21 protein-coding genes and 1 pseudogene are annotated in these 23,764 nt (G+C 62.3%); 13 read left to right on the top strand and 9 right to left on the bottom strand.

Annotated elements, in window-relative coordinates:
* Positions 1 to 24: 24 nt before the first annotated feature.
* The 6 genes and pseudogenes from BM116_RS04930 (at position 25) to BM116_RS04900 (ending at position 8,550) form a co-directional block, all read left to right on the top strand.
* Positions 25 to 1,284: an inorganic phosphate transporter gene (locus BM116_RS04930; RefSeq protein ID WP_083727931.1), complete on the top strand. Its 1,260-nt coding sequence runs from the start codon at positions 25 to 27 to the stop codon at positions 1,282 to 1,284.
* Positions 1,285 to 1,368: 84 nt separating this feature from the next.
* Positions 1,369 to 2,517, top strand: a complete 1,149-nt coding sequence (gene argE, locus BM116_RS04925; RefSeq protein WP_083727932.1) for an acetylornithine deacetylase — start codon at positions 1,369 to 1,371, stop codon at positions 2,515 to 2,517.
* A gap of 60 nt (positions 2,518 to 2,577) precedes the next feature.
* Complete coding sequence (argA, locus tag BM116_RS04920; RefSeq protein WP_083727933.1) at positions 2,578 to 3,861, top strand: amino-acid N-acetyltransferase; 1,284 nt, start codon at positions 2,578 to 2,580, stop codon at positions 3,859 to 3,861.
* A gap of 24 nt (positions 3,862 to 3,885) precedes the next feature.
* Positions 3,886 to 4,668 (top strand): annotated as a pseudogene (locus tag BM116_RS19105) (OprD family outer membrane porin); the annotation flags it as partial.
* A gap of 150 nt (positions 4,669 to 4,818) precedes the next feature.
* Positions 4,819 to 6,657, top strand: a complete 1,839-nt coding sequence (gene ilvD / locus BM116_RS04905; protein WP_083727936.1) for a dihydroxy-acid dehydratase — start codon at positions 4,819 to 4,821, stop codon at positions 6,655 to 6,657.
* Between the two features lie 231 nt (positions 6,658 to 6,888).
* Positions 6,889 to 8,550 (top strand): GGDEF/EAL domain-containing response regulator, encoded by a 1,662-nt coding sequence (locus BM116_RS04900; RefSeq protein WP_083727937.1) that lies wholly within the window; start codon positions 6,889 to 6,891, stop codon positions 8,548 to 8,550.
* Between the two features lie 20 nt (positions 8,551 to 8,570).
* On the opposite strand, the gene BM116_RS04895 is transcribed toward BM116_RS04900, so the two are convergent.
* The 4 genes from BM116_RS04895 to BM116_RS04880 are packed head-to-tail and all read right to left on the bottom strand — an operon-like array spanning position 8,571 to position 11,454.
* Positions 8,571 to 9,080 carry a dihydrofolate reductase gene (locus BM116_RS04895; RefSeq protein ID WP_083727938.1) on the bottom strand — a complete coding sequence of 170 codons (510 nt, stop codon included), beginning with the start codon at positions 9,078 to 9,080 and terminating at the stop codon, positions 8,571 to 8,573.
* Positions 9,077 to 9,871 carry a thymidylate synthase gene (locus BM116_RS04890; RefSeq protein WP_083727939.1) on the bottom strand — a complete coding sequence of 265 codons (795 nt, stop codon included), beginning with the start codon at positions 9,869 to 9,871 and terminating at the stop codon, positions 9,077 to 9,079. Before BM116_RS04890 ends, BM116_RS04895 begins: the two co-directional genes overlap by 4 nt.
* A complete protein-coding gene (gene lgt / locus BM116_RS04885; protein ID WP_083727940.1) occupies positions 9,868 to 10,662 on the bottom strand; it encodes a prolipoprotein diacylglyceryl transferase in 795 nt (264 codons plus the stop codon). The genes BM116_RS04890 and lgt overlap by 4 nt, the downstream gene beginning before the upstream one ends.
* Positions 10,663 to 10,671: 9 nt before the next feature.
* Positions 10,672 to 11,454 carry a sulfite exporter TauE/SafE family protein gene (locus BM116_RS04880; protein ID WP_083727941.1) on the bottom strand — a complete coding sequence of 261 codons (783 nt, stop codon included), beginning with the start codon at positions 11,452 to 11,454 and terminating at the stop codon, positions 10,672 to 10,674.
* Between the two features lie 141 nt (positions 11,455 to 11,595).
* On the opposite strand from BM116_RS04880, the gene BM116_RS04875 reads away from it, so the two are divergent.
* Complete coding sequence (locus BM116_RS04875) at positions 11,596 to 12,351, top strand: NRDE family protein (protein WP_083727942.1); 756 nt, start codon at positions 11,596 to 11,598, stop codon at positions 12,349 to 12,351.
* Positions 12,352 to 12,357: 6 nt separating this feature from the next.
* On the opposite strand, the gene ptsP is transcribed toward BM116_RS04875, so the two are convergent.
* On the bottom strand, positions 12,358 to 14,625 hold the full coding sequence (ptsP, locus tag BM116_RS04870; RefSeq protein ID WP_083727943.1) for a phosphoenolpyruvate--protein phosphotransferase: 2,268 nt from the start codon (positions 14,623 to 14,625) through the stop codon (positions 12,358 to 12,360).
* A 2-nt stretch (positions 14,626 to 14,627) separates the two neighbouring features.
* Positions 14,628 to 15,116, bottom strand: a complete 489-nt coding sequence (gene rppH, locus BM116_RS04865) for an RNA pyrophosphohydrolase (RefSeq protein ID WP_083727944.1) — start codon at positions 15,114 to 15,116, stop codon at positions 14,628 to 14,630.
* Between the two features lie 144 nt (positions 15,117 to 15,260).
* Here rppH and BM116_RS04860 point away from each other — a divergent pair, with 144 nt between their 5' ends.
* Positions 15,261 to 15,914: a histidinol-phosphatase gene (locus BM116_RS04860; protein ID WP_083727945.1), complete on the top strand. Its 654-nt coding sequence runs from the start codon at positions 15,261 to 15,263 to the stop codon at positions 15,912 to 15,914.
* A 258-nt stretch (positions 15,915 to 16,172) separates the two neighbouring features.
* Here the strand turns inward: BM116_RS04860 and BM116_RS04855 are convergent, their stop codons facing one another.
* A complete protein-coding gene (locus BM116_RS04855) occupies positions 16,173 to 17,366 on the bottom strand; it encodes a class I SAM-dependent rRNA methyltransferase (protein ID WP_083727946.1) in 1,194 nt (397 codons plus the stop codon).
* Between the two features lie 173 nt (positions 17,367 to 17,539).
* Here BM116_RS04855 and BM116_RS04850 point away from each other — a divergent pair, with 173 nt between their 5' ends.
* On the top strand, positions 17,540 to 18,418 hold the full coding sequence (locus tag BM116_RS04850; protein ID WP_083727947.1) for an HDOD domain-containing protein: 879 nt from the start codon (positions 17,540 to 17,542) through the stop codon (positions 18,416 to 18,418).
* Between the two features lie 33 nt (positions 18,419 to 18,451).
* Positions 18,452 to 18,967 (top strand): glycine cleavage system transcriptional repressor, encoded by a 516-nt coding sequence (locus BM116_RS04845; RefSeq protein ID WP_083727948.1) that lies wholly within the window; start codon positions 18,452 to 18,454, stop codon positions 18,965 to 18,967.
* 71 nt (positions 18,968 to 19,038) lie between these two features.
* On the opposite strand, the gene trkA is transcribed toward BM116_RS04845, so the two are convergent.
* Complete coding sequence (gene trkA, locus BM116_RS04840) at positions 19,039 to 20,418, bottom strand: Trk system potassium transporter TrkA (RefSeq protein WP_083727949.1); 1,380 nt, start codon at positions 20,416 to 20,418, stop codon at positions 19,039 to 19,041.
* A gap of 27 nt (positions 20,419 to 20,445) precedes the next feature.
* Positions 20,446 to 21,894, bottom strand: a complete 1,449-nt coding sequence (locus BM116_RS04835) for a TrkH family potassium uptake protein (protein ID WP_083727950.1) — start codon at positions 21,892 to 21,894, stop codon at positions 20,446 to 20,448.
* A gap of 139 nt (positions 21,895 to 22,033) precedes the next feature.
* On the opposite strand from BM116_RS04835, the gene BM116_RS04830 reads away from it, so the two are divergent.
* The 3 genes from BM116_RS04830 to BM116_RS04820 all read left to right on the top strand — a co-directional run.
* Complete coding sequence (locus BM116_RS04830; protein WP_083727951.1) at positions 22,034 to 22,951, top strand: LysR substrate-binding domain-containing protein; 918 nt, start codon at positions 22,034 to 22,036, stop codon at positions 22,949 to 22,951.
* 76 nt (positions 22,952 to 23,027) lie between these two features.
* Entirely contained in the window at positions 23,028 to 23,372 is a 345-nt protein-coding gene (locus tag BM116_RS04825; RefSeq protein WP_090475029.1) for a DUF7352 domain-containing protein, read from the top strand.
* A gap of 117 nt (positions 23,373 to 23,489) precedes the next feature.
* Positions 23,490 to 23,764 (top strand): transposase (locus BM116_RS04820; protein ID WP_139222353.1); only part of this gene is annotated, 275 nt, incomplete at its 3' end.

Here is a 23,764-nt window from a genome sequence, read left to right as displayed (position 1 = left end):
GCACCCGTATAGAGAATGTGACATATGACCCTTATCGCGGAATACGGCACCATACTGCTGATTCTTGCCTGCCTTTTTGGCTTTTTCATGGCCTGGGGCGTCGGCGCCAATGACGTTGCCAACGCCATGGGCACCTCGGTGGGCTCGCGCGCACTGACCATCAAGCAGGCGATCGTCGTCGCCATGGTGTTCGAGTTTCTGGGCGCCTATCTGGCCGGCGGCTCGGTAACCCAGACCATTCGCAGCGGCATCGTCGATGCCGAAGCCATCAGCCCGGATCAGATGGTCCTTGGCATGCTGGCCGCGCTGCTGGCAGCCGGCACCTGGCTGCTGGTGGCCTCGATCAAGGGTTGGCCGGTTTCCACCACCCACTCGATCATCGGCGCGGTCATCGGCTTCGGCGCGGTTGGCGTGTCGATGGACGCCGTACACTGGGATGGTGTCGTGCCGATTGCCGCCAGCTGGGTCATCTCGCCGCTGCTGTCCGGTATCGTCGCCTTCATGATCTTCATCAGCGTACACAAGCTGATCCTCGACACCGATGACCCGTTCGCCAACGCCAAGCGCTACGTGCCCTTCTACATGTTTGCCGTCGGTTTTGTGGTCACCATTCTGACCCTGACCAAGGGCCTCAAGCACATCGGCCTGGAACTCAACGGCTGGGAAAGTCTGGGCCTGGCCCTGCTGGCCGGTATCGCCGTTTCCACCCTGGGCGTGGGCCTTTTGAGCCGCATCAAGGCCGACCCTGAAGCCGACCGCAGCTTCCACTTTGCCAGCGTGGAAAAGGTCTTCGCGGTACTGATGATCTTCACCGCCTGCGCCATGGCTTTTGCCCACGGCTCCAACGACGTCGCCAACGCGGTCGGCCCGCTGGCCGCCATTGTCGGCGTACTGCACTCGGGCGGAGACATCGTCGCCAAGTCCGTGGTCCCGGGCTGGGTACTGCTGCTGGGCGCAGTCGGTATCGTGGTCGGCCTTGCAACCTACGGCTACCGGGTCATCGCCACCATCGGCAAGCACATCACCGAGCTGACCCCCAGCCGCGGCTTTGCCGCCGAACTGGCCACCGCTACCACCGTGGTCGGCGCCTCCAGCATCGGCCTGCCGATCTCCACCACCCACACCCTGGTGGGCGCGGTACTGGGCGTGGGTCTGGCCCGCGGTATCGGCGCACTGAACCTGCGCGTGGTCGGCACCATCTTCACCTCCTGGGTGGTCACCCTGCCGGCCGGCGCCTTCCTGGCCATCATCTACTTCTTCGCGCTTACCAGCATTTTCGGCTGACGGCGCAGCGCCCGACGCGTAAGCTCAGAGGACCTTCACTGCCTGTCCGCTCACAGCGGGCAGGCACCGGTCCACGGAGTTGCCATGTCACTGCCGACGCTGAAGGCGCAATTCGACGCGCTGCTCAAGCTACCCTCCATCAGCTGTACCCAGCCAGCACTGGACCAGTCCAATCTGGCCGTCGTCGAACAGCTCGCCAGCTGGTTCGAAACGCTGGGCTTCAGTTGCCGCATCCAGCCCATAGCCGGCCAACAAGGCAAGGCCAACCTGATCGCGACGCTGGGCAGCGGCCCCGGCGGCCTGGTGTTGGCCGGCCACACCGATACCGTGCCCTGCAACCCGGAACGCTGGCAGCATGACCCCTTTGCCCTGACCGAGACCGACAACCGCTGGTACGGCCTGGGCAGTTGCGACATGAAGGGCTTCTTCCCGCTGATTATCGAGGCGGTAAAAGCCTACGCCGAGCAGCCCTTCAAACAGCCGTTGATCATCCTCGCAACGGCTGACGAAGAATGCTCCATGAGCGGCGCTCGGGCACTGGTCGAGGCGGACCTGCTGGGCGCCCGCCATGCGGTCATCGGCGAGCCGACCGGCATGCGTCCGATCCGCATGCACAAGGGCATTCTGATGGAGCGCATCGATATCGTCGGGCAGGCCGGTCACTCCTCCGACCCGAGTCTGGGGCACAGTGCCATGGAGGCCATGCACGCGGTGATCGGCGATCTGCTGCAGCTGCGCAGCGACTGGCAAAAGCGCTGGAACAATCCCTTGTTCGGCGTGCCAACGCCCACACTGAACCTGGGCTGCATCCACGGCGGCGACAACCCCAACCGCATTTGTGCCAAATGTGCGCTGGAGTTTGATATTCGCCCCCTGCCGGGCATGGCCGGCGACGCCCTGCGCGAGGCCATCCGCGAACGCCTTGCCCCCATTGCAGCCGAACACCAGGTGCAGATCGACTATCGCCCGCTGTTCCCGGGCGTACCCGCCTTCGAAACCCCGGAAAACGCGCCTATCGTGCAGGCCTGTGAAGCGCTGACCGGCTACAGTGCCGAGGCCGTGGCCTTTGCCACCGAAGGTCCATACCTCAACCAGCTGGGCGCCCAGACGCTGATTCTCGGCCCCGGCGATATCGCCCAGGCGCATCAGCCGGACGAGTATCTCGCCATGGACCGTTTGCAGCCCACGATAGACGTGCTGCAGGGACTGATCCGCCGCTTCTGCCTGCAATGACGGCTTGCCGCCGGCGCCGCAAAACCCGTTAAATAACTCTTTTTGTCTGGAACACCGCGCATGCTCGAGTACGTCAACTGGTTCCGCCACTCCACGCCCTACATCAACCAGCATCGTGACTGCACCTTTGTGCTGATGCTGCCGGGCGAAGCCATGGTGCATGCCAACTTCAACAACATCATCCACGACATCATGCTGCTCAGCAGCCTGGGCGTGCGTCTGGTGCTGGTGCACGGTTCGCGGCCGCAGATTGAAGAGCGGCTGGCGGCCCGCGGCGTGCAGTCGCGCTATCACAACGATCTGCGGGTGACCGACCTGGACACCCTGGGCTGCGTAATCGACGCCGTCGGCAGCCTGCGCATCGCCATCGAGGCGCAGCTGTGTACCCAACAATCCGGCAGCCGGCTGCGCGTGGTCGGCGGCAACCTGGTTACCGCCAAACCGATTGGCGTGGTCGATGGCGTGGATTTTCACCACACCGGCGAGGTGCGGCGCATTGACCGCAAGGCCATCGCCCGCCACCTGGACGAGCAGAACGTGGTGCTGCTGTCGAGCATCGGCTACTCGCCAACCGGCGAAGCCTTTAACCTCGCCTGCGAAGACGTTGCCACCAGCGTGGCGGTGGCGCTGAACGCGGACAAACTGATTCTGTTTGGCGAAGACGCTGGCATTCGCAACGAGCAAGGCGAGCTGCTGCGCGAGCTCAAGCCCACACGAGCCGCGCCGCTGTTGCAGCAGTTGGGCACCAGCCTGCCGGGCAACCTGCTGCAGGCCGCCTGCAAGGCCAGCAACGCGGGTGTACGGCGCAGCCACATTGTCAGCTTTGCCGACGACGGCGCCCTGCTGACCGAGCTGTTCACACGCGACGGCGGCGGTACCCTGGTCAGCCAGGAGGCCTTTGAGCAGGTGCGCGGCGCCACCATTGATGACGTCAGCGGCCTGCTCGAATTGCTGCGCCCGCTCGAAGAAGCCGGCATTCTGGTGCGCCGCTCACGTGAGGTACTGGAGACCGAGATCGGCCAGTTCACACTGATTGAGCGCGATGGCCGCATCATCGGCTGCGCCGCGCTCTATCCACTCGAAGGCTCCAGCGCTGCCGAGTTGGCCTGTGTCGCCATCGACCCGACCTACCGCCAGGGCGGCCGCGGGGATCAGTTGCTGCAACACATCGAAAGCCAGGCACGCAGCCTGAAAATCGACACCCTGTTCGTGCTCACCACCCGCACCGCGCACTGGTTCCGCGAGCGTGGTTTTGTGCCGAGCAGCGTCGAACGCCTGCCGGCCAAGCGCGCCGCGCTCTACAACTTCCAGCGCAACTCCAAGGTGTTTGAAAAAGCCCTGTGACCGGAAAAGCGACAGGTTACCTCCAGCGACATCGACGGCCTCAAGCTGACTGTCGGTGAAATTCGCGAAGCCAGCGGCCGCATCTCCGGCAACTACAACGACCTGCGCATTGCCGGCGGTACCGAACGGGTTGACCGCTTCCGCTACGCCGGTGACGACTACGCGCTGACCGAGAACCTGACCACCTCCTACTACTTTGCCGAGTTGAAGGACTATTACCGCCAGCACTACCTGGGCGCGGTGCACAATCTCGCGCAGGGTGATGGCAAGCTGACAACTGACCTGCGCTACTTCGACAGCAACGCACACGGAACCAACGATGACCAGCGTGCCGGCTGTGCTGCCAGCGGCTTCAACAACAACGGCGAGGTCGACAACCGCGCGGCCAGCTCTCTGTTCACCTTCAGCCAGAGCAGTCATAGCCTGGGCCTGGGCTACCAGCACCTGAGCGGCAAGAGCAACTTCCCGATCATCAACAACGGTGACGGCGCAAGTGCGTAACTGATCACCGACTCGCAGATCGGCAAATTCCAGCGCGCCGGTGAACGTACCTGGCTGGCCCGTTACGGCTACGATTTTGGCGCAGCCGGCGTGCCTGGTCTGAAGGCGACCGCCAACTATCTGCGCGGCACCGACGTGGACAGCGAGTGGGAGCGCGACCTGCGCGTGGACTACAAGGTGCAAAGCGGCTACCTGAAGGATCTGGGTATCTCCCTGCGTCACGCCAGCCTGCGCAGCGAGGTTGCCGGTCAGCGCGACATCGATGAGGTGCGCGCGATTCTCAGCTACAGCTTCGTGCTGCGCTGAGCCGAAAAGAGGCTGGCGAGCGCCAGTCTCTTTTCCCTCAAACACGCATCCACCACCACTAAGGGTGGTTCGGCGTATCGCCGCATACTGCATGCCCTGCCACGAATTGGTATGCTTGCCTGTCAGCTCTACACCACGAGATCCTTCGTCATGCCTGATTACCGCTCGAAAACCTCCACCTTCGGCCGCAACATGGCCGGCGCACGCGCCCTGTGGCGCGCCACCGGCATGAAGGACGAAGACTTCAAAAAGCCGATCATCGCCATCGCCAACTCCTTCACCCAATTCGTGCCCGGGCACGTACACCTGAAGGACCTGGGCCAGCTGGTTGCACGGGAAATTGAAAAGGCCGGCGGTGTCGCCAAGGAATTCAACACCATCGCAGTAGACGACGGCATCGCCATGGGCCACGACGGCATGCTGTATTCGCTGCCCAGCCGCGAAATCATCGCCGACTCGGTCGAGTACATGGTCAACGCCCACTGCGCTGACGCCATTGTCTGTATCTCCAACTGCGACAAGATCACCCCCGGCATGCTGATGGCCGCTTTGCGCCTGAACATCCCGGTGGTCTTCGTTTCCGGCGGCCCGATGGAAGCCGGCAAGACCAAACTCGCCAGCCACGGCCTGGACCTGGTTGATGCGATGGTGGTTGCCGCCGATGACAGCTGCTCCGACGAGAAGGTCGCAGAGTACGAGCGCAGCGCCTGCCCGACCTGCGGCAGCTGCTCCGGCATGTTCACCGCCAACTCGATGAACTGCCTGACCGAAGCACTCGGCTTGTCACTGCCGGGCAACGGCTCGACCCTGGCTACCCACAGCGACCGCGAGCAACTGTTCCTACGCGCCGGCCGCACCGTTGTCGAGCTGTGCAAGCGCTACTACGCCGAAGGCGACGACAGCGTGCTGCCGCGCAACATCGCCAACTTCAAGGCGTTTGAAAACGCCATGACGCTGGACATTGCCATGGGTGGCTCGACCAACACCATCCTGCACCTGCTGGCCGCCGCCCAGGAAGCCGAGGTCGACTTTGACCTGCGCGACATCGACCGCCTGTCCCGCAAGGTGCCGCAGCTGTGCAAGGTTGCGCCGAACATCCAGAAGTACCACATGGAAGACGTGCACCGCGCCGGCGGCATCTTCTCCATCCTCGGTTCACTGGCGCGCGGCGGCCTGCTGCACACCGACGTCAGCACCGTACACAGCCGCAGCATGGCCGATGCCATTGCCCAGTGGGACATCACCCAGACCAGCGACGAAGCCGTCCACACCTTCTTCCGCGCAGGCCCGGCCGGTATCCCGACGCAAACCGCGTTCAGCCAGAGCACCCGCTGGGACACCCTGGATGACGACCGCGCCGAAGGTTGTATCCGCAGCGTCGAGCACGCCTACTCGCAAGAGGGCGGCCTGGCCGTGCTGTACGGCAATATCGCACTGGATGGCTGCGTGGTAAAAACCGCCGGTGTCGACGAGTCCATCCATGTCTTCGAAGGCAACGCCAAGATCTTCGAAAGCCAGGATACCGCCGTCAAAGGCATCCTCAACGATGAGGTCAAGGCTGGCGATATCGTGATCATCCGCTACGAAGGCCCGAAAGGCGGCCCCGGCATGCAGGAAATGCTCTACCCGACCAGTTACCTGAAGTCCAAGGGGCTGGGCAAGGAATGCGCCCTGCTGACGGACGGTCGCTTCTCCGGCGGCACCTCGGGTCTGTCCATCGGCCACGCCTCGCCGGAAGCGGCTGCGGGCGGCGCCATTGGTCTGGTCCAGGACGGCGACAAGGTGCTGATCGACATCCCCAACCGCAGCATCAACCTGCTGGTCTCCGATGAGGAACTGGCTGCTCGCCGCGCCGCACAGGACGCCAAGGGCTGGAAACCCGCGGCGGCGCGCCCGCGCAAGGTCAGCACCGCGCTCAAGGCCTACGCCCTGCTCGCTACCAGCGCCGACAAAGGTGGCGTGCGCGACAAGGCGATGCTGGAAGGCTAATCCCGCCTGCGCAGGGGCGCCCGCCCCTGCGCCAACTTTCCGCCCTTTCAGCGCGTAGCACACTTTTTAAGCCGGCGCATTGACACTGAAGGCATTTAGCCATACCGCTGGTCGGAGATTTCGGCCACTAACTCAACAGCAGAGGTGCTACAAAACCGTGACGGCGTTAACATACCGCCGTCAACAATTTGTGCATGGACGATAACAAGCTCCCCCAACAGAGCACACCTAATGGATCCCGCACGCACCATACTGCTGGTTGAAAGCAATCCCGCCAAGCGCGAGCAACTGCTCGGGCTTTGTCGTTCCTCTTCGCCACAGGCGCAGGTCGAGATCTGCACCAGCCCACGCGAGGCCGTCTCGCGTCTGAGCCAACAGCCCTACAGCGCCTGCTTGCTGCCCAACGACCTTGGCCTGCTGAACGAAGCACGGCGCACCGCCGAAAACACCCTGTTCCTGCTGATCAGCGACGATGGCAACGCCGAGCGCGACGCCGGCGCAATCGCCGAAGGCGCAGACGATGTCCTGGCGCGCGAGACACTGAGCAGCGAGGGCCTGCAGCGTGCCCTGATCAATGCCGAGCGCCGCCGCGACAGCGGCCGCAAGCTGCAGGAAATGGCGCGCCAGGACCCGCTCACCGGCCTCGGCAACCGTGCCCTGCTGGAAGCGGAACTGGACCGCATGATCATGCGCGGCCAGCGCAGCCCGACCGGCTTTGCCCTGCTGTATATCGACCTGGATTACTTCAAGCAGATTAACGATAGCTTTGGTCACGGCCTGGGCGACCTGCTGCTGGCCGTAATCGCCAACCGGCTGCGCCGGACCATGCGCCAGGATGACCTGATCGCGCGAATTGGCGGCGACGAATTTGTTGCGCTGCTCAACGACCTGCACGACCCGAACGACGCTGCGCTGATCGCCAGCAAGATCATTCACGCCCTGAGCGAGCCGGTCACGCTCAGCGGCCACCACCTGCTGGTCTCGGCCAGCGTGGGCATTGCCACCTACCCCAGCCACGGCGCCACCGCCGCCGAATTGCTGCAGCACGCCGACCAGGCGCTGTACCGAGCCAAGGCCAACGGTCGCAACGGCTACGCCTTCTTCAACCCGCAAAAAGACGCCGCCACCCGGCACAATCTGGACATCGAGCAGGGCCTGCGCCACGGCCTGCTGGAGGGCCAGTTCCGCCTGCACTATCAGCCGATTGTCGATACCCGCAACGGCGACACCGTGTCCTGGGAAGCGCTGCTGCGCTGGCAGCATCCACAGCTCGGCCTGCTGACACCCGACGCCTTTCTCAAGCTGGCCGAACACAGCGGTCTGATCCTGCCGATGGGCCATTGGGTGATTGGGCAGGCACTGGAGGCCGTCAGGCAATGGCTGGACGCCGGCATTCAGTGCCGCCTGTCGATCAACCTCAGCGATCGCGAGCTCAAGCAGCCGCGCTTTGCCGAGCAACTGAAGCAACTGCTGGAACGCAGCCGGGTGCCACCGCAGATGATCCAGCTGGAGCTGCGCGAAGACACCCTGCTCAAGCACGCCAACCAGGCCAGCAAGCTGTGTCAGGCGCTGCATGCACTGGGGGTGGAAATCTGGCTGGATCACTTCGGTTCGGAATACGGCGCGCTGGGCTACCTGAGCCGCCTGCCAATCACAGGGGTGAAGCTGGACAGCCGCGAGCTGACCGGCAGCAAGGGAGAGGAACACGGCGCCTACCTACAGAGCCTGATCACCCTGTCGCGCCAGATGGACAAGCAGGTGGCGGCCAACTACGTCGAAGACGCCCGCGTTGCCGACCAGCTGTCACGCTGGGGCGGCAACCTGCTACAGGGCTTCTGGATCGGCCACCCGCGCACCCTGGATGAGCTGATCAGCCAGAACGCCCTGCACTGACAGCCTGCGTGGCGACGCGGTCAGCGCCGCTCAAGCACCTGATAGACATGCGCTGGATAGCCGTCGCCGGCAGCCACCGCACGCTCGCTGACCACGGCCCAGGCTTGCTCGTCAAAGGCCGGAAACCAGGCATCGCCCTCAGGCTCCGACTCAATGCGGGTCAGATAGATGCGATCGGCACGCTCCAGAGTCTGGCGATAGAGGTTATCGCCACCAATAACCATCACCTCATCGACCCCATCGGCCTGTGCCTGCTGGCGGGCAGCGTTCAGTGCGTCATCGATGGACGCAAACACCTGCGCGCCATCAAGCGTTAAATCCGCCTGACGCGAGACCACAATGTTGGTGCGCCCGGGCAACGGGCGACCCAGCGAGTCAAAGGTTTTGCGGCCCATGACAATCGGCTTGCCCAAGGTCGCTGCCTTGAAGTAGCGCAGATCCTCCGGCAGATGCCAGGGCATGGCGTTGTCACGGCCGATCACCCGGTTGCGCGCCATGGCCGCGATCAGCGCCAGTTTGACCTCACTCATACCGCCACCGGCGCCTTGATGTGCGGGTGCGCCTGATAGCCCTGCAACTCAAAGTCTTCAAAGCGGAAGGCAAAGAGGTCACGCACCTCGGGGTTGAGCTGCATGGTCGGCAGCGGCAGCGGCTCGCGCGTCAGCTGCAGGTCGGTCTGCTCGATGTGGTTAGCGTACAGGTGGCAATCACCACCGGTCCAGATGAACTCGCCCGGTTGCAGGTCGCAGACCTGGGCCACCATCAGCGTCAGCAGCGCATAGCTGGCAATGTTGAACGGCACACCGAGGAAGATATCGGCCGAGCGCTGATAGAGCTGGCAGCTCAGCTTGCCGTCTGCCACATAGAACTGGAACAGTGCATGACAGGGCGGCAGCGCCATCTGGTCGACCAGCGCCGGGTTCCAGGCCGACACGATCAGGCGGCGTGAATCCGGGTTACTCTTGATCATGGCAATCAGCTTGCTGATCTGGTCAATCGACTCGCCATTGGGCGCCGGCCAGCTGCGCCACTGGTAGCCATACACCGGGCCCAAGTCACCCTTTTCATCCGCCCACTCATCCCAGATGGAAACGCCATTTTCCTTCAGATAACGAATGTTCGTATCGCCCTGCAGGAACCACAGCAGCTCATGGATGATCGACTTGAGGTGACACTTTTTGGTGGTGACCAGCGGGAAGCCTTCGGCCAAGTCAAACCGCATCTGGTGGCCGAACACACTGTAGGTGCCGGTACCAGTGCGATCGCTCTTGAAGGTGCCGTTCTCGCGCACGTGGCGCATCAGGTCGAGGTATTGTTTCATGCGGTGCGCCCCTCACGCCGGTAGGCCAGCCCCATTAGCAGGGCGCCAAATACAATCATGGGAATACAGAGTAGCTGACCCATGGTCAGCCAATCGAAGGCCAGGTAACCAAGCTGCTCGTCCGGCACGCGGACAAACTCCACGGTAAAGCGGAAACAGCCGTAGCAGATGGCAAACAGGCCGCTGACGGCCATGGTCGGCCGCGGCTTGCGCGAATAGAACCAGAGGATGGTGAACAGCGCCACCCCTTCCAGGGCAAACTGATACAGCTGCGAGGGGTGGCGTGCCAACTGCGCGGGGTCGGTCGGGAATACCATGGCCCAGGGCAGATCGGTCGCCTTGCCCCACAGCTCGGCATTGATGAAGTTACCGATGCGCCCGGCGCCCAGGCCAATCGGCACCAGTGGCGCGACAAAGTCGACCAGCTCGAAGAACCGCTTGTTGTGCTTGCGCGAGAACCACAGCAGCGCCAGCAGCACGCCCAGCAGGCCTCCATGGAAGGACATGCCGCCCTTCCAGATTTCCAGGATCAGCAGCGGATTGCTGATATAGGCCTGCAGATCGTAGAACAGCACATAGCCCAGCCGCCCCCCGGCGATCACCCCAAGCGCCACCCAGAACACCAGGTCGGACAGGGTCTCCTTACTCCAGGTCGGATCGAAGTCGGCCAGCCGACGCTTGGCCAGCCACCAGGCGCCACCAATGCCGATCAGGTACATCAGGCCGTACCAGTGGATCTTCAGCGGGCCGATGGCCAGCGCAACCGGATCAATCTGCGGGTAGGTCAGCATGCTCTATTCCTAGACGAGAAAATTGAGTCCAACACATAACAACAGCAACGCGAACAGCCGCTTTAGCAAATCCTGCGATAGCCGATGCGCCAGGCGCGCACCAAAGCCGGCGAACAACATGCTGGTGGCGGCAATGCCGATCAGCGCCGGCAAATACACATACCCCAGACTCCATGACGGCAGTGCGGTTGCATGCCAGCCGGTAACAATAAATGACAACGCGCCAGCCACTGCAATCGGTAGCCCGCAGGCTGACGAGGTAGCAACCGCCTGCTGCATAGGCACGCTGCGCCAGACCAGAAAGGGCACCGTCAGCGAGCCCCCGCCAATACCGAAGATGGCAGATGCCCAGCCGATCACCCCGCCAGCCACGCCAAGAACGGGCTTGCCCGGCTCCCCCAGGCTCGCCTTGGGCTGCAGCTTAAAGCCCATCTGAATAGCGACACAGATGGCGAATACGCCAATGATCTTCTGTAGCAGCGGTCCGCTGATCTGCGCGGCTGTCAGCGCGCCCAGCACCGTACCCAGCACGATGCCGACAGTCAGCCAAGCAAACAAATGCCAACGCACGGCACCTTTCTTATGGTGAGCACGGATCGCGTTGATTGAGGTAAACACGATGGTCGCCAGCGATGTACCCACCGCCATGTGGGTCAGCACATCGGAGTTCATGCCCTGCAGCGAGAAGCTGTAGACCAGCACGGGCACGATAATCATGCCGCCGCCCACGCCGAACAGCCCCGCCAGCGTGCCGGCAAAGCCGCCCAGTACCAGATAGATCAGAAACTCCACAACACCCCCAGGCTAGCCGCCGGACCTGACGCGCAAAGCGGCTAGTCTACTGAAATCACCCCGTCAGCGCACCGCAAACGTGCAGGCCGCAGACCTCAGCAGGTACACTCAAGGCACAACAAACAAGGAGCCTAGAGCCATATGTGTTTGATTGCCTTTGCCTGGCAGACGTCCAAGCACCACCGTCTGACCCTGATCGGTAACCGTGATGAATTCCACCGCCGCCCCACCCGCCCACTGGACTGGTGGGATGACCTGAACCAGCCCGAACTTCTCGCCGGCCGAGACCTGGAAGCCGGCGGCACCTGGCTTGGAGTGACCCGTGACGGGCGCTTTGCCGCCGTCACCAACATTCGCGCACCGGGCGCGGCCAAGGCGCCGCTGTCGCGGGGCCAATTGCCACTGGACTACCTGCAGGGCCGACAAGCACCCGAGGCCTTTATGCAGCAGTTGGCCGCCCAGCGCGAACAGTACAGCGGTTTCAACCTGCTGGTCGGCGATGCCAATGCACTCTGGTTTCTCAACAGCCTCGACGGGCAGCCACGCGAGCTTGGCCCCGGCGTCTACGGTCTGTCCAACGCCGACCTCGACAGCCCCTGGCCAAAAACCGGCTACCTGCGCGACGCGCTCTGCGAAGCGGCCGACGCCGACAGCGAACACCTGCTGGGCCTGCTGGCCAACAGTCGCAGCTATCCGGATGAGCAACTACCCGCCACCGGTATCAGTCAGCAGTGGGAGCGCATGCTGGCTCCGGCCTTTATCACCGGCAACCGCGAATACGGCACCCGCGCCAGCAACCTGCTGCGTATCGGACAAGACGGGGGGATTGAGCTAATTGAAAAACGCTTTGGTCCACTCGGTCAGCCCGAGGGCGAGCGCCTGTGCGAGTGGGCTTAGGAGATATTAACGCGGCTGACTAAGCACCTTGCCCAGCCCCATGCGGCGCAGGGCAAGGTGCAGGGTGCTGAGCACCAGATGCGGGTTGTCCAGCTCAATCACCTCGTCCAGCAGCGCCTTGGCGTCGGTCAGCTTGATCTGACGCAGCAGCCACTTCACCTTCGGCAGGTTGGTGGCGTTCATCGACAGCGCGTCGCAACCCATCGCCATCAGCAGCACCGCCGCTGCCGGGTCACCCGCCATCTCGCCGCACACGCTCATGGGCTTGCCCGCTTCCCGGCAGGCCGTGGCCACCTTGATCAAGGCCTGCAACACCGCCGGGTGCAGCGAGTGATAGAGGTCTGCTACACGCGGGTTGTTGCGGTCAACCGCCAGCAGGTACTGGGTCAGGTCGTTGGTGCCCACCGAGAGAAAATCCACCATCTGGATCAGCTCGCGCGCCTGATAGACCGCGGCAGGCACCTCGATCATCACCCCGACCGGCGGCATGGGAACATCAACGCCCTCGTCCAGCACTTCGCTGTAGGCTCGGTGAATAAGGTGCAGCGCCTCTTCCACCTCAAACAGGCTACTGACCATGGGCAGCATGATGCGCAGGTTGTTCAGGCCCTGACTGGCCTTGAGCATGGCGCGGGTCTGCACCAGAAAGATTTCCGGGTGATCCAGCGTTACGCGGATACCGCGCCAGCCGAGGAAGGGGTTTTCTTCATCGATGGGGAAGTAGGTCAGCGCCTTGTCACCACCGATATCCAGCGAACGCATGGTCACCGGCAGCGGATGGAAGGCTTCGAGCTGCTCCCGATAGGTAGCCTGCTGCTCCTTCTCGCTCGGGAAACGATCCTGAATCATGAAGGGCACTTCGGTGCGATACAGCCCGACGCCCTCGGCGCCACGGTCCAGCGAGCGCGCCACATCGGCCTGCAGGCCGGTGTTGACCATCAACGGCATACGGAAGCCGTCAAGGGTCACACAGGGCACATCGCGCAGCTTCTCCAGCCCCTGAACCAGCTCACGCTCCTCGCGCACCAGCTCCAGGAAATGGCGACGCAGCTCGGGTGACGGGTTGGAATAGCCCTCTCCCCGGTTACCGTCGACAATCAGCTCCATGCCGTCGAGACGGGTGTAGGGCAGGTCCAGCGCGCCCATCACCGTCGGGATACCCATCGCCCGGGCCAGAATGGCGACGTGCGAGCTACCTGAGCCCAGCACCGAGACCAGACCGACCAGCTTCTCCTTGGGCACCTGCCCCAGCATCACCGGCGACAGCTCTTCGCTGACCAAAATGGTCTGGTCGGGGAACACCAGCTCCTGGCGACCCACTTCCTGCAGATAGGCCAGAATACGACGCCCCAAATCCTTGACGTCGGCCGCCCGCTCACGCAAGTAAGGGTCGTCCATCAGCTCAAAGCGCGTCACATGAGCCAGCACTACTTCGCGCAGTGCGCCCTGGGCCCACTGGCCGGAGCGAATGATCTTGGTTACTTCGTTACCCAGCGCCGCGTCGTCAAGCATCATCAGATACACGTCGAACAGCGCCAGTTCTTCCGGCCTGAGCTGCGACGACAGCTTGCTGGACAGCTGCTGCATATCGGCACGCACGGCGTCCAGCGCCCGGCGGAACAGGGCGACCTCGGCCTCGACATCCTGCACCTGCTTGTCCGGCACGGACTTGAGGTCCGCCGGCGGCAGAATCACCACCGCGTGCCCCATGGCAATGCCGGGGGCGCCGGCCACACCGTCGAAGCGGGTGTCCTGTACCACCTCACCACCCCAGCCGAGCCCGCCAATGGCACCGGTTGCCTCGGCATGGGCAATCACACCGGCGAGCTGCGCGCTCATGGTGACCAGGAAGGCTTCCTCGCCCTCATCAAACTGGCGCCGCTCCTTCTGCTGCACAACCAGCACGCCCATCACCCGGCGGTGGTGGATGATGGGTACACCAAGGAAGGAGGCAAAGCGCTCTTCGCCGGTCTCGGCAAAGTAACGGAAACGGGGGTGTGAAGCGGCGTCTTCGAGGTTGAGCGGCTCCTCGCGAGCGCCGACATAGCCGATCAGACCCTCGCTGGTGCCCAAGGTCACGGCGCGCACCGCGTCCTTGTTCAGACCTTCGGTGGCCATCAGCACGTAGCGGCCGATCTCCGGGTTGAGCAGGTAGACCGAGCACACCTCGGTGCCCATGGCCTCGCGCACACGCTGCACAATAATGTCCAGAGCCGCTGCCAGATCTCTGGCAGAGTTGACCTCCTGGACAATACGGCGGAGCGTGTTGAGCATCATCAACTACCCGGTAAACTGGAAAGCAGACGGGGCGCCAATTCTTTCATGGCGCGGCGGTAAACATCACGTTTGAACGGGACAACCTGTCCCAGAGGATACCAGTAGCTGACCCAACGCCAACCGTCGAATTCCGGTTTTGCGCTGCGCGTCATGCACACGCGCTGATCTTCACTTTTCAGCCGCAACAGAAACCACTTCTGCTTTTGCCCAACGCAGACCGGCTGCGAATGGCTGCGGATAAGGCGCTGCGGCAATCGGTAGCGCAGCCAGCCTCGGGTGCAAGCCAGAATTTCGACATCGGCAGGCAGCAGACCAACCTCTTCATGCAGCTCGCGGTAAAGCGCCTGCTCTGGACTCTCGTTGCGCTGAATCCCGCCCTGCGGGAACTGCCAGGAGTCCTGACCGATGCGCCTGGCCCAAAGCACCTGCCCCAACTCATTGGTCAGGATAATGCCTACATTGGGTCTGAAACCATCGGGGTCAATCACAGCCGCTATCCTTCTACAGTAACCTCCGCATTGTTCCACAAAGGACGCCGGGGCGGCAATTCTGGAAGCGCCTCCTCGGCGTGGGCAAATGCGCGCAGACTGCTTTATTCTATGCAGCCTGTTACACAGCCCGGGAGAGCTGCCTTGCCACTTGCCATCTTTGACCTCGACAACACCCTGCTTGGCGGGGACAGCGACCACGCCTGGGGCGAATTCATCGTCGCCCACCGGATTGTCGACCCTGAGCAGTATCAAGCGCGCAATGATCAGTTTTTCAACGACTACCTGGCCGGCAAGCTGGATATTCAGGTCTACCTGAACTTCTGTCTGGCACTACTGGGCGAGCACCCGCAAGGCCAGCTGGATGCCTGGCACGCGCAATTCATGCAGGAGAAGATCCTGCCCATCGTCCTGCCCAAGGCACAGGCGCTGATCGAACGCCACCGCCAAGCCGGTGACACCCTGATAATCATCACCGCCACCAACCGCTTTATCACCGGCCCGATTGCCCGCCACCTGGGCATCGACCTGCTGCTGGCCACCGAGTGCGAGCGCGCCAACGGTCAGTACACCGGCCGCACCACCGACATCCCCTGCTTCCGCGACGGCAAGGTCAACCGACTGGAGCGCTGGCTACTGGAAAACAACCGCACGCTGGAAGGCAGCTACTTCTACAGCGACTCGCACAACGACCTGCCGCTGCTGGGCATGGTCGACCACCCCGTCGCCGTCGACCCCGACGACACCCTGCGCGCCCATGCACAGGCGCAGGGTTGGCCGGTTATCAGCCTGCGCTGAAGCGCAGCCGTTCTAAGCTGCAAGCTGCAAGCTGCAAGCTGCAAGCTGCAAGCTGCAAGCTGCAAGCTGCAAGCTGCAAGCTGCAAGCTGCAAGCTGCAAGCTGCAAGCGTAATCAGGGTGAGTTCGGCAGCAAAACCGTCAAGTGTTTTCTAAAACCCGTGCAACCACTCACCACTTCAAGAAAATCCGCGCGATTGGCAGCCACGCGGGTTTTGCTTGCAACTTGCGGCTTGCAGCTCGCCGGCACGAAGCCGGCGTCAGGCCGGCGTTACCCTACAAAACAACGCCTTGATATACCCGGTCTCCGGAATCGCCGGGTGCAGCGGGTGGTCGGCGCCTTGGAAGCCGCGCTCGGTGATGATCAGGTTGCGATCCAGGTGGCGGCTGGCGCCGAGCAGGGCGTCGCGCAGGCGGTCTTCCTCCAGGTGCATGGAGCAGGAGGCAGAGACCAGAATGCCGTCCTTGTTGAGCAGGCGCATGGCCTGCTCATTGAGCCGGCGGTAGGCGGCTTCGCCGTTGCGGATATCCTTGCGCTTTTTGATAAACGCCGGCGGATCGGCGATCACCAGGTCAAAGCGCTCGTTGGCGCCTTTGAGTTCGCGCAGCGCCGCCATCACGTCGCCTTCGACCACGGCCATCTTCTCGGCCACACCGTTGAGCTCGGCATTGGCCTCGACGCAATCCAGTGCCGGTGCCGAGCTGTCGACACACATCACCTCGCTGGCCCCAAAGGCGGCGGCCTGCACGCCCCAGCCGCCAATGTAACTGTACAGGTCGAGCACCCGCTTGCCGGCCACATAGGGCGCCAGGCGCGCGCGGTTGGCGCGGTGATCGTAGAACCAGCCAGTCTTCTGGCCCTCGCGTACCGGCGCCTCAAAGCGCACGCCGTTTTCCTCCAGCGCCACCGTCTCCGGCATCACGCCGTAGGCATCCTCGACGTAGGAGTCCAGCCCTTCAAGCTTGCGCGCGCCGCTGTCGTTCTTGAACAGCACCGCCTGCGGCTTGAACACCTGCACCAGCGCTTCAACGATGGCATCGCGTACACGCTCCATGCCGGGGTTGGCGATCTGTACCACGAAGTAGTCGCCAAAGCGGTCCACTACCAGGCCCGGCAACAGGTCGGACTCGCCGTACACCAGGCGATAGAAGGGCTTGTCGAACAGGCGCTCGCGCAGGCTCAGCGCCACCTTGAAGCGGTGCACCAGCAGCGACTTGTCGAGCAGGTGGCCGGTATCGCGACCAAACAGGCGCGCACAGATCAGGTTGTTGGGGCTGATGCACACCAGGCCCAGAGGCTTACCGCTGCTGGTTTCGAGCTGCGCCTGCTGGCCAGCCTCAAAGGCGGTCAGCGGCGTCTGCGCGGTATCCACTTCATTACTGAAGACCCACAGGTGCCCTGCGCGGATGCGCCGTTCGGCATTGGCTTTGAGACGCAGACTGGGCAGTGACATGAGAAACTCCTGGGGAACAAGCGGGATGTAGAAATACAGCGGTCGATTATACAGACTGCCGGCCCTTCGCGCCGCGCCCGCGAAGGGCCTTTGCGCCAGAGCCTCGCAGGGGTTTCCCAAGCGCCCCCCAGTGGCGCTAAACTCGGTGATTCAGTCACCAGCGGATCGTCTCCATGAATGCCGAGCTTACCGACCAGCAGATCAGCAGCGCACTGCAGGGCATCAGCGTGCCGCCGCAGCCGCAGATCATGGTCGACCTGCAGATGGAGCAACTGATGCCGGACCCGGACCTGAAGGTCATCGCCCGGCTGATCAGCCAGGACCCGGGCCTGTCCGGCAGCCTGCTCAAGGTGGTCAACTCGGCCTTTTTTGGTCTGACCAACCGCATCAGCTCAATTCAGCAGGCGGTCAACCTGCTGGGCGTGTCGCGGGTGGTCAATATCGTCAACGCCCAGTCCATTCGTGGCGAGCTGACCGATGAAAACATCGTCAACCTGAACCGCTTCTGGGACAGCGCCCAGGATATCGCCGTGACGTGCATGACACTGGCCAAGCGCATTGGTTGTGTGGAGCCGGACGAAGCCTACGCGCTGGGGCTGTTCCACAACTGCGGCATCCCGCTGATGCTTAGCCGCTTCCCCTACTACATCGAAGTCATGGAAGAGTCCTACGCACAGAACGACGTGCGCATCGTCGATGTGGAAAACCAGCGCATGAACACCAACCACGCGGTGATCGGCTATTACACCGCCAAATCATGGCGCCTGCCGCCCCACCTGTGCGAGGCTATCGCCAGCCACCACAACGCCGAGCAGACCTTTCTCTCGCCGCTGGGCAAGGATGTGGAACAAAAGAACCTGCTGGCGATTCTGAAGATGGCAGAGCATATCTGCCAATCCTACCGGGTCCTCGGCAACCATCGGGTTGATCACGAATGGAACGCCGTGGGCGCAGCCATTCTCGAATACGTTGGCCTATCGGATTACGACTTTGAGAACCTGGAGGCCACCTGTCAGGAAATGACGGCCACCGGCGAAGGTCGTTACTACTAATAACGGCCAACCACCGGCCCATAGGAGACACCCATGACCACCCCGCTCGTAATTACCGTGATTTCAGCCGACAAGCCCGGTCTGGTAGAGAGCCTTGCCCAGACCATCAGCCGTCATGGCGGCAACTGGCTGGAAAGCCGCATGGCGCGCATGGCTGGGCAGTTCGCCGGCATTCTGCGGGTTGATGTTGGCAACGACCAGCTCGAAGCCCTGCGCATAGACCTGGAGGGCTTGACCAGCCTGGGCATCAACGTGCAGGTCGCCATCAGTGGCCAGGCTGAAGAGCCGGTGCAAAGCGCGCTGATTCTGAACCTGGTGGGCAACGACCGTGCCGGCATCGTGCACGAAGTATCCCGAGTACTGGCCAGCCACGGTGTCAATGTCGAGTCACTGGAAACCGAGTGCGTGCCCGCGCCGATGAGTGCCGACATGCTGTTCAAGGCCGAAGCTCACCTGGGCGTCTACCCGCAGACCGACCTGGATGCCCTGCGCGATGCACTGGAGAATCTGACCGACGACCTCATGGTCGAGCTGCGCAGCGCAGACTGATAAGGCACTGCGCAGCAACTGCTAGACAGCGCACTCAGGTAGCCAGAAAAGCACCTGAACGCGCCAGCCCATCACAGCAAAAACGTCAACCCTACCTGGAACAGGCGCTCTACCGCCTGCATGTCGCGCTTATCCGGCACCAGCACAATGACATGATCACCCTCCTCGATCTGGGTGCTGTCATGGGCAATGATCACATCCTCGCCGCGCACCACAGCGCCCACCATCGCGCCGGGCGGCAGCGGCAACTCGTCAATGCGCTTACCAACGACCTGTGAACTTTGCGGATCACCGTGGGCAACCGCTTCCATCGCCTCGGCGGTACCTCGGCGCAGGGAGTGCACGGCCACCACATCGCCGCGCCGCACGTGGGTCAGCAACGCGCCAATGGTTGCCTGCTGCGGCGAGATGGCGATATCGATACTGCCGCCCTGCACCAGCTCGGCGTAGGCCGGGTTGCTGATCAGGGTAATCACGGTACGGGCTCCCATGCGCTTGGCCAGCATGGAGGACATGATGTTGGCTTCGTCGTCGTTGGTCAGCGCCAGGAAGACGTCGGCCGACTCGATGCTTTCTTCCAGCAACAGCTCGCGGTCCGAGGCGCTGCCATAGAGCACGGTTGTCTTGCGCAGGCGCTCAGACAGGTATTGGCAACGGCCCATGTCCTGCTCGATCACCTTGACCCTATAATCGTCCTCCAACACCCGAGCCAGCCGCGCGCCGATATTGCCGCCGCCGGCAATCACGATCCGTTTGTAGGGTTTTTCGCGGCGACGCAGCTCGTTGAGCACCAGGCGGATATCCGGCCTGGCCGCGACAAAGAACACCTCATCGCCATCCTGAATCACGGTATCGCCGTCCGGCACCACCGAGTGATTCTGGCGAAAGATGGCCGCAACGCGAATCTCCACCGCCGGCAAGTGCTCACGCAACGCAGAAATGCGCTGGCCGACCAGCGCCCCGCCAGTGGTGGCGCGTACCGCGACCAGCTGCGCCAAGCCATCAGCAAAGTTGATGACCTGCAAGGCGCCCGGATAGCGAATCAGCTTTTTCAGATGCTGGGTGACCAGCGCCTCGGGGTTGATCAGGACATCCACCGGCACCGCCGCCTTGGCAAACAGCGCCTGATTCTGCTCCATGTAGCCCGGCTCGCGCACACGCGCCACCTTGTTCGGTACGTGAAACAGGGACTGCCCGACCTGGCAGGCAATCATGTTCACCTCGTCGCTGTTGGTCACCGCCACCAGCATATCGGCATCGTCGGCCCCCGCCTTGGACAGGGTCACCGGATGGGCGCCGTGGGCACAGAGGATGTTCACGTCGTGCAGCTCCTGCACCATCTGCAGGCGGTCCGCATTGGTATCCACCACGGTTATGTGGTTTTTCTCGCTGACCAGGTGCTCGACCAGACTGCGGCCCACCTGGCCGGCGCCAAGAATGATAATGCGCATCAGACTGTCTCCCCCGATCCCATGTATTCACCCACGCCAGAACATGGGGGTAAAGAGTACCATCAGCGTCAGCAACTCCAAGCGCCCCATCAACATGGCGAAGGACAGCAGCCACTTGGCCGCCACCGGCAGGCTGGCAAAGTTGCCCGCCGGCCCGACAATCTCGCCCAGCCCCGGCCCGACGTTGGTCAGCGCCGTAGCAGCCGCGGTAAGGCTGGTCATCAGCTCCAGCCCCATCAGCGCCAGCAGCAGAGTGATGACTGCCAGCGTGACAAAGAACAGAAAGGAAAAGGCCACCGCCGAGAGAACGATGTCATCTTGCACCGGCCGGCCATTGTACTGGGTCACAAATACGCCGCTGGGGTGAATCAGCTTGCGAATCTGGCTGCGCAGAAACAGGTAACTGAGCTGAAAGCGAAACACCTTCATGCCGCCACTGGTGGAGCCCGAGCAACCACCAATAAACATGACGACAAAGAACAGCGCGATACTGAAGGTCCCCCACTGGGTGTAGTCGGCCGAGGCAAAACCGGTAGTCGTGATCACCGATACCAGGTTGAAGCTCGCCTGGGTAAAGGCCTCGAAGGGGGCAAACACCTGCAGGTCAATCAGATCAGCCGTCAGCAGTAGCGACACCACCACGATAATCGCAAAGAACCCAAGCACCTGCTGGTTTCTGAACAGATCCATTGATGGCCTGCGGAAGAAGCCGATCAGCAGGGTAAAGGGCAAGGCGCTCAGAATCATGAACAGGATCGACACCCAGAGCACCCCCAGCGAGAACCGCCCCATGGATCGGTCATCGGTGGCAAAGCCGCCCGTGGACACCGTAGCCATGGCGTGATTGACCGCATCGAACAGCGTCATGCCCGCCAGCCAATAGGACAGTACGCAGCAGACCGAGAGGGTCAGGTAGGTCAGCACCAGCAGGCGCGCCAGTGATTGCACACGCGGGATCGACTTTTCCGACCAGTCGGAGGACTCGGTGTGGAACAGCCGCATGCCACCAACCCGCAAAAACGGCAGGATGGACACCGCCATACCGATCACCCCCAACCCGCCCAACCACTGCAGCAACGAGCGCCACAGCAGCAGGCTCGGCGCCACGTGCTCAATGCCACTGAGAATGGTCGAGCCGGTGGTGGTGATACCGGACACCGCCTCAAAGACAGCATCCTCAGCGCTCAGCTGAAAATGACTGAAGAACAGCGGCAACGCGCCGAACAGCGACATCAGCACCCAGCTCAGGCTGGTCAGCAGGTAAAGCTGGCGAGCAACCAGATGAAAGCCGCGATCATGACATCCCAGCACCAGCACTAGACCGCAACCCAGGGTGATACCGAAGGAGATCAGGAAAACTTCCATCTCCGGGTCCTGCCGCAACCAGGCAAAGCAGGCCACCGCGAGCATCAGCCCCGCCATCAGAAGAGTCAGAATGCCACAGACAAAGAGTACCGGTCGCAGAAAGCGCACCATACAACAATCCCCAACGGCGCAAGAGTGCCGCACATGATAGCCAAAGCACGGCGTAAGCGCGCGCTTTCCCTGCTGTGCGAGTAGGTAACGACAGGCTACCATGACCCGGCGGGCCTCCCCGCACGACCGGGAGACACTAGTGGACCATATCAACCTTCGCCATCTGCATTATTTCTGGATGATCGCGCGCAACGGCTCCATCGTGCGCGCCGCAGATGTTCTAAAGCTGTCGCCACAAACGCTGAGCGGTCAGTTGGCGACGCTGGAGGCAAACCTGGGCAACGCGCTGTTTCTGCGCCGCAACCGCTCGCTGCAACTGACCAACTTCGGGCAAACCGTCTTCAGCTACGCAGAAGAAATTTTCCAGAGCGTCCAGGCGCTGGACGATCTGTTGCAGCAGCCGCCAGAAACCAGGCCACTCAACCTCTCCGTTGGTATCGCAGCCTCTATTCACAAACTCATTGCCTATCACCTGACGGCGCCCGCACTGGCTTTGCCGCGCCCGGTCCACTTGCGCTGTCAGACGGGCGAAACCAGTGAGTTGCTGAAACGGCTGGGGCGCCGCGAGCTGGACATCCTCTTGACCGACCGTCAGCCCGACTTCAAGGATGCCGGCCAATTCCGGGCAACCCAGCTCGCCAGCTCGTCCATCTCGCTGTTTGCAGCCCCCGCCCTGAGCAGCAGGCTGATGCCGGGCTTTCCCGCCAGTCTGGACCGTGAGCCCTTTCTCACCACCTCACTCAACGCACCCTACATCAACGAGTTGATGAACTGGTTCGCCGCCCAGCGCATTCGTATCAACGTGGTTGCAGAAGTCGATGACAGCGCACTGATCAAGGTGTTTGGTCGCGAAGGGGTCGGCTACTTTGCTGCACCAACCGTGATTCGCGAGGAGGTATGCAGGCAGTACGAGGTAACCTGCATAGGCGCGATCGAACAAGTACGTGAAACCCTGTATGCGGTCACTCGCGCCCGCGCCAGCAGCAATCCGGGTGTGGCCGCGCTACTGCACACACGGCCGGACCTGGATGACAGCATCGAAAAAACCGAGCAATAAATAAGAAATAACTCTATTTATTGCGACCTCTCACCGCGCGATCCTAGCCACGTCATTCCCGGCTCGGAGAACAGGCATGAAAACTATTCACCAGTACACCCTGAACAGCGACCAGAAGATCACTACCCTCGCGCTGCGCGAGGGCTATCGGGTCGTGCGCTGCGAGTACCTGTTGGCGCAAAAGCAAGTCTACCTCTGGGTAGAAGAGCCGCTCAGCATCGACCTGCCGGTTATCAAACGCCAGTTCATGGTGGTCGGTTCCGGCGCACCGGTGCCGGTAAGCTTTCGCCACATCGACACTGCTCTGGACCCTTTTGGCCCCCAAGCCTTTCACGTTTACGAAGTGGTTCAGCCACAGCAAAGCCAGACTCAAACCCAGACTCGACGTGCAACGGAGTTACGTCAGGCCCTACCGGCCTGACATTCGAAGGCACGACACAGAGCCCCGGTACCGGGGCTCTCAGACTGCTGACAAAGCCCCTAGCCGAAAGGCGGGGGCTTTTGTTTAATGGGTTGTCGTTTATCGCAGGCCAACCCGATGCTCAACCCCCCTTCACCCAAACAACACGCGCTGGAGATGGTCACCCTCGAAGAACTGGTGCCAGCTGACCATCTGCTGCGCAAGATCGCCCAGCACATTGATTTCGAGTTCATTCGTCCTGCCACCCAGCACCTGTATTGTGCTGACAACGGTCGCCCGGCGATTGACCCGGTCACTCTGTTCAAGATGCTGTTTATTGGCTACCTGTTCGGCGTGCGCAGCGAACGACAGTTAATGCGCGAGATTCAGGTTAACGTTGCCTATCGCTGGTT

It is taken from the genome of Halopseudomonas pachastrellae (assembly GCF_900114765.1).
Taxonomy (GTDB): domain Bacteria; phylum Pseudomonadota; class Gammaproteobacteria; order Pseudomonadales; family Pseudomonadaceae; genus Halopseudomonas; species Halopseudomonas pachastrellae.
Note: the sequence above shows the minus strand (reverse complement) of the source record. Positions and strands in the feature narration are given on the sequence as shown.

What these genes read in the sequence shown, in the direction of transcription:
- BM116_RS04875 (WP_083727942.1), top strand. Translation starts at nt 11,596, where the DNA reads ATGTGTTTGATTGCCTTTGCCTGGCAGACGTCCAAGCACCACCGTCTG.
- ilvD (WP_083727936.1), top strand. Translation starts at nt 4,819, where the DNA reads ATGCCTGATTACCGCTCGAAAACCTCCACCTTCGGCCGCAACATGGCC.
- argA (WP_083727933.1), top strand. Translation starts at nt 2,578, where the DNA reads ATGCTCGAGTACGTCAACTGGTTCCGCCACTCCACGCCCTACATCAAC.
- ptsP (WP_083727943.1), bottom strand. Translation starts at nt 14,625, where the DNA reads ATGCTCAACACGCTCCGCCGTATTGTCCAGGAGGTCAACTCTGCCAGA.
- BM116_RS04895 (WP_083727938.1), bottom strand. Translation starts at nt 9,080, where the DNA reads ATGAGTGAGGTCAAACTGGCGCTGATCGCGGCCATGGCGCGCAACCGG.
- BM116_RS04825 (WP_090475029.1), top strand. Translation starts at nt 23,028, where the DNA reads ATGAAAACTATTCACCAGTACACCCTGAACAGCGACCAGAAGATCACT.
- BM116_RS04900 (WP_083727937.1), top strand. Translation starts at nt 6,889, where the DNA reads ATGGATCCCGCACGCACCATACTGCTGGTTGAAAGCAATCCCGCCAAG.
- BM116_RS04835 (WP_083727950.1), bottom strand. Translation starts at nt 21,894, where the DNA reads ATGGTGCGCTTTCTGCGACCGGTACTCTTTGTCTGTGGCATTCTGACT.
- lgt (WP_083727940.1), bottom strand. Translation starts at nt 10,662, where the DNA reads ATGCTGACCTACCCGCAGATTGATCCGGTTGCGCTGGCCATCGGCCCG.
- BM116_RS04930 (WP_083727931.1), top strand. Translation starts at nt 25, where the DNA reads ATGACCCTTATCGCGGAATACGGCACCATACTGCTGATTCTTGCCTGC.
- BM116_RS04845 (WP_083727948.1), top strand. Translation starts at nt 18,452, where the DNA reads ATGACCACCCCGCTCGTAATTACCGTGATTTCAGCCGACAAGCCCGGT.
- trkA (WP_083727949.1), bottom strand. Translation starts at nt 20,418, where the DNA reads ATGCGCATTATCATTCTTGGCGCCGGCCAGGTGGGCCGCAGTCTGGTC.
- BM116_RS04890 (WP_083727939.1), bottom strand. Translation starts at nt 9,871, where the DNA reads ATGAAACAATACCTCGACCTGATGCGCCACGTGCGCGAGAACGGCACC.
- BM116_RS04855 (WP_083727946.1), bottom strand. Translation starts at nt 17,366, where the DNA reads ATGTCACTGCCCAGTCTGCGTCTCAAAGCCAATGCCGAACGGCGCATC.
- argE (WP_083727932.1), top strand. Translation starts at nt 1,369, where the DNA reads ATGTCACTGCCGACGCTGAAGGCGCAATTCGACGCGCTGCTCAAGCTA.
- BM116_RS04850 (WP_083727947.1), top strand. Translation starts at nt 17,540, where the DNA reads ATGAATGCCGAGCTTACCGACCAGCAGATCAGCAGCGCACTGCAGGGC.